At 43.4% G+C, this 13,481-nt stretch carries 8 protein-coding genes; 3 read left to right on the forward strand and 5 right to left on the reverse strand.

The features are described from left to right. Positions 1–96: 96 nt before the first annotated feature. A complete protein-coding gene (gene bchI / locus VF06_RS35040) occupies positions 97–1,221 on the reverse strand; it encodes a magnesium chelatase ATPase subunit I (protein ID WP_099070940.1) in 1,125 nt (374 codons plus the stop codon). 396 nt (positions 1,222–1,617) lie between these two features. Here bchI and VF06_RS35045 point away from each other — a divergent pair, with 396 nt between their 5' ends. Further along, complete coding sequence (locus tag VF06_RS35045) at positions 1,618–2,883, forward strand: glycoside hydrolase family 10-like protein (protein WP_099070923.1); 1,266 nt, start codon at positions 1,618–1,620, stop codon at positions 2,881–2,883. A gap of 507 nt (positions 2,884–3,390) precedes the next feature. On the opposite strand, the gene hetF is transcribed toward VF06_RS35045, so the two are convergent. Continuing rightward, a complete protein-coding gene (gene hetF / locus VF06_RS35050) occupies positions 3,391–5,922 on the reverse strand; it encodes a cell division protein HetF (RefSeq protein WP_099070925.1) in 2,532 nt (843 codons plus the stop codon). A 2,453-nt stretch (positions 5,923–8,375) separates the two neighbouring features. Here hetF and VF06_RS35065 point away from each other — a divergent pair. Then, the gene (locus VF06_RS35065; protein WP_099070928.1) at positions 8,376–8,699 is read left to right on the forward strand and encodes a thioredoxin family protein; all 324 of its coding nucleotides are present in this window, start codon (positions 8,376–8,378) and stop codon (positions 8,697–8,699) included. On the opposite strand, the gene VF06_RS35070 is transcribed toward VF06_RS35065, so the two are convergent. Next, positions 8,686–8,919 (reverse strand): hypothetical protein, encoded by a 234-nt coding sequence (locus tag VF06_RS35070; protein WP_099070929.1) that lies wholly within the window; start codon positions 8,917–8,919, stop codon positions 8,686–8,688. The genes VF06_RS35065 and VF06_RS35070 overlap by 14 nt on opposite strands. 161 nt (positions 8,920–9,080) lie before the next feature. Beyond that, positions 9,081–10,931 (reverse strand): S8 family peptidase, encoded by a 1,851-nt coding sequence (locus VF06_RS35075; RefSeq protein WP_099070930.1) that lies wholly within the window; start codon positions 10,929–10,931, stop codon positions 9,081–9,083. A gap of 117 nt (positions 10,932–11,048) precedes the next feature. Here VF06_RS35075 and VF06_RS35080 point away from each other — a divergent pair, with 117 nt between their 5' ends. Then, complete coding sequence (locus VF06_RS35080) at positions 11,049–11,483, forward strand: hypothetical protein (RefSeq protein WP_099070931.1); 435 nt, start codon at positions 11,049–11,051, stop codon at positions 11,481–11,483. 290 nt (positions 11,484–11,773) lie between these two features. On the opposite strand, the gene VF06_RS35085 is transcribed toward VF06_RS35080, so the two are convergent. After that, positions 11,774–13,481: choice-of-anchor D domain-containing protein (locus tag VF06_RS35085; RefSeq protein ID WP_143874539.1), on the reverse strand; the 1,708-nt coding region annotated here is incomplete at its 5' end.

The raw sequence follows: 13,481 nt of genomic DNA on the forward strand, positions 1-13,481 counted from the left end.
ATCTAAAATCCCAAAATAATAAACTGCAACTTTACCAATTTTAGATTTTGGATTCAAGTTAAAATCTAAAATCCAAAATCTAAAATCCAAAATTAATTAACTCCTAACTCCTAACTTCTGACCTGTGCCATTTTTTTGTGCGGCCTCATCTTCTGGAAGTTCTACGCCAAAAACCCGGCTAAAAGCTTTGCCGACTTTGTAGCCAGAATCAATCGATTCCAATGGGTCTTTCCGCAGTCGATGACGCAAGCACAACGTAATTACCCGGCGGATATCGTCAAGTGTAACTTCAGTGCGCCCTTCAAATGCCGTGATGGCTTTGGCGGCGCGGTTACTAACAATGTCACCCCGTAAACCATCTACATCCAGTTCAGAACAGACTTCAGAAATTTTCACCCGCAAATCATAGTCAATTTTTACTTCTGGTAATAGCTGTTGAGCATTGACAATTTGCTGTTGTAGTGCTTCCTGCTGGGGTTTATATTTTTCGAGAAATTCTGGTGGATTTTGGTCAAATTCCGCCCGTTGTTCTACGATTTGTACTCGTAAGGCTGGTTCTTTGACTGTGTGAATTTCTGCGTGCATCCCAAAGCGATCGAGGAGTTGGGGGCGCAGTTCCCCTTCTTCTGGGTTTCCAGAACCCACAAGCACAAAACGTGCGGGGTGACGGATGGAAATGCCTTCTCGTTCTACAGTGTTCCAGCCACTAGCGGCGGAATCCAGTAGCACATCTACAAGGTGGTCATCTAGTAAGTTGACTTCATCCACATAAAGAATGCCTCGGTTAGCCTTTGCCAGCAGTCCTGGCTCAAAAGCCTTGACACCCTCAGATAAAGCTTTTTCGATGTCGATAGTACCGCAAACCCGGTCTTCTGTGGCTCCTAATGGCAGGTCTACCATTTGGACTTTTTTGTGAGTTACCGGAATTTCTGCCCCTTGTTCTAGCAGTTGGCGGACTTCATCGCTCATCAAGTCAGGGTCGCTAGGATCGCTACTAAACGGGTCATTGGCAACCACAGAGATTTCTGGCAGCAGATCCGCCAGCGCCCGGATAGTTGTGGATTTTCCGGTACCGCGATCGCCCATGATCATTACACCACCAATTTTGGGGTCAATCACGTTCAACAGCAGCGCCAGTTTCATTTCTTCCTGGCCGACAATTGCCGTAAAAGGAAATACCACACGACGCGCACTTGCCGTAGATTGAGCAGTTGGACTCACTAAATTACCTAACAATATTTTTCTTATTACAGTTCTTTATTGTGACACAGCTGGGGACTGGGGAATAGGGGAGGCAGGGGGAGCAGGGGAAAAGGTTAAAGGTTAAAGGTTAAAGGGAAAAGGAATCAATTTAATCTTTCCCCTTTCCCCTTTCCCCTTTCCCCTTTCCCCCTTATCCTTTCCCCTTTAACCCTTTCCCCCTTTCCCCTTTCCCCTTTCCCCTTTCCCCATGCCCAATACTAGATAAATTGGGCACTAATGCCTACTAGTTACGTCAACTTTCTTAATGTGCATAAGTTTGATTTAGTTTTTCTGGTGCAAAAGTTCCATACATCGGGAACCAACAACTACCAATTTCTCAATTTTTTAGTAAACATAAATGCTTGTAATATATGTATGGCTAGTAAATTCAATCACCAAAGCAAGCAATGGCGTGTGTGGGTAGCTAATGCATCATTCAAACCTATGAAATCAAATTTTTTTGTTCGAGCTTGGCGACGAAAATTGAAATATGTTTTCTGGCTCTTGATTTTAATATCGTTTGTTATGGTGTTGCTGGCAGATAGTTTCACCCCTGCTGTCGCTCAACTACCCCGTCAGGAAATTCGTGGGGTTTGGATGACAAACAATGATTTTGACACCCTAAAGAACCGCACCAAAGTCCAAGAGGCCATGAGCCATCTGCGGCGGCTAAATCTTAACACAATCTATCCAGTGGTTTGGAATTCTGGCTATGTGATGTATCCCAGTGCAACCGCACAAAGGGCAGGGATTCAACCTTTTGTTTATAAAGGTTCCGATGGACATGATATCCTTGCTGACCTGATTAACCAAGCCCATCGTCAGGGACTTTTAGCAATTCCCTGGTTTGAGTTTGGATTTATGGCACCGCCAACGTCGGAACTAGCACTAAATTATCCAGATTGGTTTACACAAAAGCGCGATGGTAGCGAAACTTCCATCAGTGCGGCTGGTGAGGTGATGTGGCTCAATCCCTTTCATCCACAGGTGCAACAATTCATCACTAATCTCGTGCTGGAAATCTTTACCCAATATGATGCCGATGGCATTCAATTTGACGACCACATGAGTTTACCCCGCGAATTTGGCTACGATCGCTATACAGTTGCCTTGTACGCTAAAGAAACTAAGAACAAACCCCCAGCGAATCCTGACGATCCCGAATGGGTAAAGTGGCGCGCAGATAAAATTACCGCCTTCATGGCACAACTCAACCAAGCTGTCAAACAGAGAAAACCCCAAGCAATTTTCTCCGTTGCTCCCAATTACTATGACTTTGCTTACAAATTTCACCTGCAAGACTGGCTCAATTGGATACGGCAAGATATCGTAGACGAGTTAATTGTGCAAATTTATCGTCCAAATCTGCAAAGTTTCATCGCCAATATTTCCCGCCCAGAAATTCAAGAAGCGCAACAAACCATTCCCACTGGAGTCGGGATTATGACAGGGTTACGAAATAATCCAGTTCCCATACAACAAATTAAGTCCCAAGTGCGAGCTGCCCAAGAACGGGGTTTGGGTGTAACTTTCTTTTATTATGAAAGCCTTTGGAATTATGCACCAGAACCATTAAATGAGCGCCAAGCAGCATTTGAAAAACTTTTTCCATCTCCCGCCCTCCGCGCCAGAGTTGAATAACTTTTTTGCTGGGGTGCTTATTTCCCCAATAAGATGCAGCTGGCGAATTTAGGGTTATACCAATTTCAAAAAACAATGTAACTAACAAAATTGTTTGTAAAGACGTTGCAATGCAACGTCTCTACATTTGTTGGAATAGCGAAAAATTCTGCGGTGCGATCGTTAATTCGTCATAGGTATTGGGTTGCACTCATTCACCCAACCTCAAATGAAGATTTACTCGTGGGTAAGCTAGCGTTAGGTTTCGTTTGCGAATATCAAATACTCATCCACAAAGCTCATACCATTTCTTTGTGAGGCTGCGCCAAATTTTCTTTCTTTCTTTGTGTCCTTCTCTGACGAGACGCTGCGCGAATGCGCCCTTTGCGGTAGCCTGCGGCAAGCTGCTCTGCGTCTATGTTCCTCATTATGACCCGTGTATTCTGTTTGATAAACTTCCAAATCAAAAATACCCCACTGTTCCCAATCAACTGTCAACCGTCAACTGTCAACACTCATCATCTTCTTTCACTCTTCCCGACTCTTCTCTTGAAGAAGCGATCGCCAATCTTTAATTGCTTGTTCTGTCCAGAGCCAATTTTTAGCTAATTTATCGACTTGAAAATTTACACCATCGGATTTCATTACCATTTGTCTCAATTTAATGGCTTCATTCATATATTGTGCTTGTTTGGCGCTAGATTCATCTAGTGCAGATTTATACAGTCCCAGAGCTAAACCAGCATAGGAAGTTAAAGCATCCTCAGGTAGTGGTGTTTTTGTGGATGTTGTACCGTTGGTTGTATTCTGTGCTTTGAGAGCTAAATTTAAAGCCTTAAACCAAGAATCATTAGCTCGGTTCAGATTACGTTCTGCGTAGTACGCAAATCCTAAAGCGTTATTATACAAAAGAGAATCTGGTTTAGCTTTGGCAGCAGTTTCCCAGTAACGACGAACATCGTCAACGCTATAGTTAGCATCTCCAGTCTGGATTGATTGCCATGCTAATCGCCCCTTTAAAAAATTCACAGAGGGATCGTTAACTTGCTGATTTGTAACTAATTTTAAAGCAGTTTCAGCCGCAGCAAAAGCACCACGATTAAGCAACTCTTCCACAGCAAACAACCCACCTCGCAAATCGCCTTGGCTCAATTTTTCAGTGGCGGTGGCGGTGACAATTCCAGTTGGTGCTGTTTCCAAATCGATATTTGGTTGCTTTTCAATGGGTAAAGGCTCAGTAGGAATTGGTGGTATCTTCGATACATTGGCTTGGGGTCGATTTAGCCACCAATTTAAACCGATGGCAATTGCGATCGCACTTATTCCCACAATACCTACAATCGGCCACAGTTTACGCCATCGGTTACGATTTCTAGATAAAGAAGGAGTTGGATAAGATGGACGAGAAAACTCAGAATTTTGCCAACTTCTTTCTGATTTACCAACAGGTTCAGTAGGTGGTGCGGGTACTTCTCCCCACAAATCTGCTTCCTCCAAAGAAGAAGTCATTTCTTCTGAAACTGGTCTATTTGGCAGGCTATTTTCGTTAATTTGTTGCTCCATTTCTGTGGAGGATTTTTGCTCATCTAGCCGCCGAAACAAATCCGAAACAATGGCAGAATCTTCTGCATAACTTGGGTCATCATATTCGATTTCATCAACTAGATCCCCCCAAGTATCTTCCCCCAGCCAATCCAAGCCAGTAGTATCGCGCCCCAAATCCGTAGGAATCATTTCCTCAATTCCTAAAGGCATTTCTGGTTCCTCTGCCATCGCTGCATACATAGAACTGGGAATCGTGCCTACAGGGGAACCATATTGGTTGAGCGCCTCCGGACTTTGGGATAAAGTAGTTTCGTGACTGAGAAAACCGTCAAATTCGGGCTGGAGATACAAAATTGGTAATGCCCAGTACATTTGGTGAGAACCATAGGCAGAAATCAATCCTTGGCGCACCCGACTAACACATAAATCTACTGGATACCCCTGACTTAAATTACGGTAAAATAACTGCGTTAATGTCAGTGCCACTTCATCAGGAATACGCTCTGACATAGCCAAAACGCTGGCAATTCCTCGTTTTACAAGACTTTCTGCCAGGTTGCGTTCCCCAGTATCTTCAGAAGCTCCCAAGGCAGCTGTATAAGCTCCCAAGCAGGAATTAAACACCGCCATCTGGATATTGTTGTTGACGAGCAAACCAGCTAAATCATCTCCAGTGAGAATTTCCGTCAACCCAGTTCTGCGACTGGCAAGATAAATTTCTCCGCCATTTGACCCTAAATTACTATGACCAGAGTAATGTAGAACATCGTATCTGCCTTGTTCTAATGCTTGGGTCAGTTCTTCCCGTCCTGGCTGGTCTAACACAGTCAGTTCAATTTCAGGGAGATGACTGCTAACTTCCGCAAATCGTGGTGCGGGACGTGCAAGTTCCGCTTGCAGTTTGATCGCTTCTTGTTTGAGTAAGTCGAGACGGACTTGATCCAAAGGCGAAGCTATTACCATCAATACTTTGACACCAGTTTCTTCCATTGGCGTAAAAGTATTTGGCGTAGGCGTAGCCCCCCGCATGGATCGCAAACGAGAAGCCCCCAAAATTCCACTTTGGAAACGAGAAAAAGCCACATAAGGGCCAGTGGCTAAGGGGCGATCGTTTGCGTGCATCACCTCCCAAGGCAAACGAGCTAACCTCGTGTCTTTCAGCCCCAAGCGTAACCTGAGTACTTGTTGGTGATTCTGGGCAATACCTTGGGCAGTAATCCAACTATCTCTGAGAGTACCTTGAAATAAAGCATTATATAATTGTTGACCCAAGGCCACCAAATTAACAGAATTTCTCGCAATATCGCTTTCCCGACCGCTAGAGGCGAATGGATCTCCTTGCAGGACTGACTTCAACGGGTCATTCATCAAATGCCCAGCAGCCATCAACCAATCAGCTACAGGCCAAGTCACCAATTCTTCTGCCAATGGCACCCCAGGCGCGACTTGTTCCGTCCGCACCAAGTAGTCGTTTTGCCCTACTGGGGTTACGGATATGTGGAATTCCTGGGTCACAGCTTCTCCTGCTCGCCTCCTAAATTCGGTTTGAAACGCGAAAGTTTCAAGTCGATTTTTCGCTTCCTCTGATAACTTAGATGCATCCCACCCTTGAATGTTTCTGATTTTTAGTTGTTTTGGCTTTTCTACCTTTACAACTTTATCCGGATTGGATTAGTTGGGTCTAGAACACTTTATTGGTAGATGCACCTTGATCTTCAACTCCCCTAGTAGGCTAACACCCACTGGGGGTTTTTTTATTTTGGCAAACAACAGCAACCTTTAATATCAAGTTCATGTGAACACTTGTGATGAGAACTAACTCCCAAATACAGTACACTCTACGCAATAAGCTTAGAATTATACAGCAAATTTAAATTTGCTGAAGTATGCAAGTTAAGCGGTAAAAACCAGATATTAGAGCTATTTTGCTTCCAAATTCCAGATTCTGAATTCTGCGTTCTACTGTAAGTAATTACACTAACTTGATATAACGCAGATATTCTCCACCAGAAAATAATGCTTAACTTGAGAACACTGGATTGGCAGATGAATGTACCTCGATCTTTAACTCCCTTAAATCGTTTAATATCCACTATTAGACCACTACAAAAAACCAGTGACTATTTGAATTAGGGACTTCCAAGTAAAAATATTCCATTGTTACTTTGAACTGTTGACTGTTGACGGTTCACAGTCAACCACCATGTGCTGTTGTTTATTTTTTGGAGTTCCCTGAACCAGAGTATGGACTAATACCAATTTGCATTCACCAAACGTAATTTCATAATTTCTATTCCCCATCTCCCTACAGCAAAAATTAGGTTTTAGAACCCAAAATGGTACAAGCACCCCATTTCAAACATCAGTCAAGCTCTGCTCAAGTGTAGTAGTTTTTGTTTGGCAGACAAAAATAATCAAGCTTTTTGCAAATTTATCCGGAGCATGATGGTTAAACCTAGAACACTTAATTGGTAGATGCACCCTGATAACTAGCTCCCCTGGTAAGCTAATAGCCGCTGGGGGTTTTTTTTCTTCATCTCACACCTATTTTTCAGGTAGCGCACCAATCATTAAATAATTGGTAGGTTTGGCCGTGCCAATTTGAGATTTTAAATTCAAAATTTTTTCAGTTCATTCCGCCCGTAAAGGGCACAACAAATCCAAAATTTCAAATTTGTGTTGGAAAACCCTTGTTTGCCGTTGACCTTGGCATAGCCAGAGGCTCGCAGATACTAAGAATTACTCTATTCCCCGCAAGCCTGAGGTGACACCAGTACCCTACGATAACCCGCCCTCAGGGCGTTTCACAAATCGGTAAAACTGTCCGAGCCACTGACCGAACTTTTGGTAAAATCCAAAATTGGTTGACCTGATAACTAACCCCTCTGATTGGCTAACACTTGTTGAGAGTTTTTTTTCTGGTGAATAGACAACAATAACCTCAACTTCTGCATAATTTATCCGGTGGATAGCCATTAACCTGAGAAAAAGTAATTGGTAGATGCACCCTGATAACTCAACTCCCCTGGTTGGCTAATAGCCTCTGGGGGTTTTTTGTTTGGAATTATCGAAGAATTTTAGATTCTAGATTTTGGATTGGGGTTTTTCGATTGAGAGCAACTTTTTTGGTAGACAGAACAAATCTCAAACCGAAGCCCAGTAGCCTTGTGATTGGAATGAATCTAAAAGAGCCTCGTAGACTCCTGAACGCTACATTATTAGCGATTCCAAATCTTGTTAGAGGTTGAGCATTTTTTCCGGAACATACTAGCTGCCCCTAGAAAACATTATTGGTAGATGCACCCTGATAACTCACTCCCCTAGTAGGCTAACACCAACTGGGGTTTTTTTATTTTAAAAAATAACTGACCTTTGTACAAATTTATCCGGAGTAAGGCCTTCAATCCTAGAACATTTAATTGGTAGATGCACCCTGATAACTAACTCCCCTGGTTGGCTAACACCCACTGGGGGTTTTTTTTTGCCTAGAGACATAGCTGATTCAAAAACATCATCAGCCTAAATAAACTGCCACATACCGAGAATGCACCTTGTTACTACTGCTGGTAGACCTTGAATATCCCCTGATAGCCAGCTTAGAGCAAAACCCGGTCACCTAATGCCTGTATCACTTTCTTTTTATTTTTAGCTAGACAGGTGACTCGAAAATGATTGCTATGATATTTAATCACATTCTTAAGTTTTTTTCTAGATTCCGACTTTCCCCTTCTTCAACAGCTACTTGCTAAAAAATTAGGTGTGGGGCATGGGGTGTGGAACAAGGGGGACAAGGGGGACAAGGGGGACAAGGCAGCAATTTTTCTCCCTTGTCTCCCTCATCTCCCATGCCCTATGCCCCATGCCCTATGCCCTATGCCCAATATTGTTGACATTAACAACCAGCTATATGGTATATTTCATGGCGTTATGCTAGTATATCTAGCCTAAAACCAAAGAGTTGCCAACCGATGAGTTTAGCTGTAATTAAGTTTTCTTCTGAAGAGTGCGGCATTTGCCACAAAATGTCTTTTTATGACAAAAAAGTGGCTGAAGAACTGGGTTTAGAATTTATCGATGTGAAAATGCAGGATACAGCTGCTTACCGCAAGTATCGCAAGATTTTATTGACTCAGTATCCTGATAAATCAGAAATGGGATGGCCTACTTACATTGTTTGCAATTCTCCAGAAGGAGAATTTGAAATTGTAGGTGAGGTAAAAGGAGGTCATCCCAAAGGTGAATTTAGAAGCCGTCTCCAGCAGGTTCTCGATTCTACAACTAGTCAGAATTAATTACCTCAAAAGATTTAACCTCTAGGACAGGGCCAATCATGGCAGCTGTCATCACATCTTCACGCACCTGTCCTTTAACTTTTGCTTTTTGTCCGGCTTTGAGTAAGTCTTTATCTGCCCCTCTGAGGATTTCATAGGTAACACCCTCTTCTGTAACTAACGCCCATGCGCCTGGGCCAATATCGCGGCGTTGAACTGTGCCTGTAACTGTAATGCTCATAAATAGTGCTGAGTGTGAGAGTAGGGACTGGGGACTGGGGAGATGGGGAGATGGGGAAGTGGGGAGGTGGGGAGGTGGGAAGGTGAGGAGAAAGTAATTCTTCTTTCCCCCATCTCCCCATCCCTTATCTCCCCATCCTCTTCTCCATGCCCCATACCCATTTATGCTGCTTTTTCTTCGTTTTGCAATGCTAAACGAGCAAGTCCGTAACAAAGTATGGCGTTGGCGATGAGAAATAGACGTGCTAAATTAACGTTTCCAAATCCCCAAACTGCTGGGTCGTAAATAGCACTTACTGTTAAGCAGGCTGCTACTCCTAGTGTTGAACCTATGGCAAACCATTTCCAACTGGGATGTCCTAACAGTAATGCCATTAAGACAATGGGAATCAATACGCTGGCAAATAAGGGATTTAATGCATCAGTTCCTTGGAGGGTGTTGCCGAGTTCGGGAATTGAACTGCCGAAAACCCGGAAAGGCCATTGGGGAAGGTCAAATATATAGATTCCTTTGAGGAAGAATAAGCCAGAACTACCAGCAATTAAACCGCTAAACAAAGACCAGCTCCAAGTGAAGGGGAAGTAAACCCGTAAAAACCAAGCCAGCAAGTAAGAACCAATCACCATTAAAATCTTGGGTAACAGTGCTACTGCACCACCGTCAATCCAAAAGCCAGGATTCAAGTAGCCGTTGTCTCTTAACCACCGGAAGAAATCTTGGAAACTGATTTGCCCTCCAACAGCTAGTTTGACTGCGGCTTCTGCATTGAGTTGTCCAGCGCCATAATAGTTCAAACCATCATCTTGGATAACTCGTGCTGACTGTTTGAGGACTTTTAAAATTTCATCTGGTTCTTTAATACCACTAGCTTTGATTAATGCGGCAACGCCAGCAACGTGGGGGGAAGCCATGCTTGTACCTTGGAAACCAAGAAATACGCCTTCACCTTTTTCGTTGATGGTTTCTTGGAGAATCTTTCCAGCTTCACTACCACCAGGAGCAGAGATATCGACCCCTGCACCAAAGTTAGAATAGGGTGCTTTTTCGCCGTCTGGCCCAATCGCTGAAACGCCAATGACGTGAGGATAACGTGCTGGATAGCTTGCCCCATTGGCGCTTTCATTACCCGCTGCGGCAATGATGACTACACCTTTTCTATGGGCATACTCGATCGCTTCTTTCATTAACTTGCTTTCACCACCACCGCCCAAGCTCATATTAATCACATCTGCGCCTTTATCAGAAGCAAATTTAATCGCTTCGGCAATATCGGCTACGGTACCGCCACCATAGGCACTCAGTACCTTCAGTGGCATCAAACTGGCTTCATAAGCAATTCCAGCTACGCCATATTTGTTATTTGTGGCTTGGGCAATGGTTCCAGCAACGTGAGTACCATGACCGTTATCGTCATCAGCTTTTTCTCTGTCGTTGACAAAATCATAGCCTTTGACGAATTTTGTCTCGTACAAGTCGCGCACCTTAGTAATGCCAGTGTCTATTACTGCAACGGTAACGCCACTACCTTTGGTTTGACTCCATGCACCTTCGATGCCAATTTTGTGCAAGTTCCACTGCTTGCTGTAATATTGGTCATTGGGGCCAGTTAATGAGAGATTTACCTCATCATTTTCTTGGGGCCGTAAAAATTCTCCCAACCAAGCGGCTTCACCTGGTTGTGGAATCTTTCTGTAGATATAGTTTGGCTCTATGAATTCTGTAACTTGGGCAAACTGAGATTTTTTTAGTTCTTGGAGTCGCTGTCCATCGCCCTCGATAATATACACATTATCCTTCGCCGAAAACTTGTTGTCTAATTGGGGTGTAACGTTGTATTGTTTGGCGATCGCTTGTAAATTCTGTTGCACCACACTTGATGGAATATCTTCACGAAAATCAAGCAAAATCGTCTCAAAATCGCCTTTAACTGCAAGTCCCTGGAAATTCAGGAAACCAAATACAGCAGCTCCCAACCCAATGACAAACAAGCACAATAATATAAGCTTTCTCATATTAACTCATCACCGCTTTTTGCCAGTTTTCCCACTACCATAACTTATCTGTGCCCCTTGTTGGTGTAATTTGCACTTTAGTTTACCTTCACTTCATAACTCAGGACTGTTGAAACGATGGAACGTGGTCTTTTGTGGTTACCTCTATTAGCAATGTTTTTCTGGCTAGCTTGGCAAGGCTCAAGGGAGTATCAAAAAGTTGAAGCCTATCGTGCTTGGGCAGAGCAATTTGAACGGGCTAAGTATGATATTTATTCAGTATTAGGTCAAAAAGGAAACTCTATAACCTGGGGTAAACCCACACCCCAAGGGCCGATTAAGTTAGAAACATTTTCTTTAATTAATGTCCAAGAAATACATCTTTTAGTAGATGGCAAATTAATAAATATAGAGAATTTACCAAAAAAAGGTCGTTCTATAGAGTTAGAGTTTGTCTTTTCCCAATCCACTGACTCAGTGCGCGTTCCGTTTACAGAAATTCCTTTAGCGGCGGAGTGGGCCAAGTTTTTAAATTTAGGATTAGCAAATTGGCGATCGCAAACTAACGAGTAGCTGTAATATCAAATCTGGCTAATTGTTAAGTTTTTGCAACATAACTAACTCATAGAAATCATACCAAATTGGTAAGGTAGTTGACTCATGACTATTAATAGTTAACTGTTAACCGCCAACGGTTAACAGTCAACAATCTTCTATGGAATATTGTTTTATATCATGTCCGCCTAATCACTTATCAAAAAAACTCTCCACGTCCCCACCTCCCCACCTCCCCACCTCCCCCCGTCAGTCTAAACAATAAGTCTTTAACCGGACATGATATTATTTGCAAGTCCCCAACTGAACTAAATAGTCATAAAAGTTGTAGAAGCCTGAGCTATAAGTATACTTGCACTCACATTATCCAACTTCGCCAACACTTGATTGTCAGAACTATCTAGAATGAAGGCTTGACTTGCTTTTTGCTGTATCACTAATTGACCAAATTGCAGACCACCTGAGAGAGCAATTTTGTCTTTACCTACTTCAAAGTCAAGAATTGAGTCAGTACCTTCCCGTGAAGCCAACACAAAAATATCATTACCATAACCTCCTGTGAGTATATCGTTACCTGAACCGCCATAAAGCCAGTCATTGCCTGCGCCTCCGTAGAGTTTGTCATCGCCAATACCACCAAATATGGTATCGTTGTCATTATTACCGGAGAGATAGTCGTTACCACTGTCGCCATAGAGCAAGTCATCACCATCACTTCCCCAGAGAGTATCGTTTCCATCACCTCCGAAAAGTTGGTCATTTTTGACATTACCTACGATGGTATCCGATCCCCCAAAGCCATAAATCTTGTTGGCTGGGGCATTGCCTTGTAAGAACTCGGAACGGCTGGTGCCATTGAGAATTGGAATTTCCGGAATAGGAGCGGGTTTAATTATGCCGGTAATAGCAAAGTCAAAAGGACTTTCATTACTATCGTTGTTGCTTAAACTCAAACTACCACTATAGGTTCCAGGTGTATTAGTGTTGAGTGCCACAGTGATGGTGGTGGAAGCATTTGCAGCCACACTAGTGGGTAAAGTTCCCACTAAACTGAAGCCGTCAGGAAGTTCAAGATTACTTAAGTTGAGTGCAGCTGTGCCGATGTTCTGAATAGTAAAGGTTTCAGTTAGGGTGTTACCGACAGTGGTGTTGCCAAAATCAATGGTGGTCATACCATCTGCAATATCAACTGTGCCGTTGAGAACTTGGATTTCTGGAGTGGGAACAGGTTTAACTGTGCCACTGATGGCAAAGTCAAAGGTGCCTTCGTCAATATCGTTGTTGCTGAGAATCAGAGTGCCACCATAAGTCCCAGGTGTGGTGGTGTTGAGTGCCACAGTGATGTTGGTGGAAGCATTTGCAGCCACACTAGTGGGTAAAGTTCCCACTAAACTAAAGCCATTTGGTAGTTTGAGGTTACTTAGATTTAGTGCAGCCGTACCAGTGTTTTTAATGGTAAAGGTTTTGGTGAGAGTGTTACCAGCGATGGCATCACCAAAGCTGATGGCTGTTGTAGTTCCATCTGCAATATCAACTGTGCCGTTGAGAACTTGGATTTCTGGAGTGGGAACAGGTTTAACTGTGCCACTGATGGCAAAGTCAAAGGTGCCTTCGTCAATATCGTTGTTGCTGAGAATCAGAGTGCCACCATAAGTCCCAGGTGTGGTGGTGTTGAGTGCCACAGTGATGTTGGTGGAAGCATTTGCAGCCACACTAGTGGGGAGAGTTCCCACTAAACTAAAGCCATTTGGTAGTTTGAGGTTACTCAGATTTAGTGCAGCCGTACCAGTGTTTTTAATGGTAAAGGTTTTGGTAAGAGTGTTACCAACGATGGCATCACCAAAGCTGATGGCTGTTGTAGTTCCATCTGCAATATCAACTGTGCCGTTGAGAACTTGGATTTCTGGAGTGGGAACAGGTTTGACTGTGCCACTGATGGCAAAGTCAAAGGTGCCTTCGTCAATATCGTTGTTGCTGAGAATCAAAGTACCACCATAAGTCCCAGGTGTGGTGGTG

Origin of the sequence: Nostoc linckia z4 (assembly GCF_002608075.1) — a bacterium.
GTDB lineage: Bacteria > Cyanobacteriota > Cyanobacteriia > Cyanobacteriales > Nostocaceae > Nostoc > Nostoc linckia.

What these genes read in the sequence shown, in the direction of transcription:
- VF06_RS35045 (WP_099070923.1), top strand. Translation starts at nt 1,618, where the DNA reads ATGGCTAGTAAATTCAATCACCAAAGCAAGCAATGGCGTGTGTGGGTA.
- VF06_RS35065 (WP_099070928.1), top strand. Translation starts at nt 8,376, where the DNA reads ATGAGTTTAGCTGTAATTAAGTTTTCTTCTGAAGAGTGCGGCATTTGC.
- VF06_RS35070 (WP_099070929.1), bottom strand. Translation starts at nt 8,919, where the DNA reads ATGAGCATTACAGTTACAGGCACAGTTCAACGCCGCGATATTGGCCCA.
- VF06_RS35075 (WP_099070930.1), bottom strand. Translation starts at nt 10,931, where the DNA reads ATGAGAAAGCTTATATTATTGTGCTTGTTTGTCATTGGGTTGGGAGCT.
- VF06_RS35080 (WP_099070931.1), top strand. Translation starts at nt 11,049, where the DNA reads ATGGAACGTGGTCTTTTGTGGTTACCTCTATTAGCAATGTTTTTCTGG.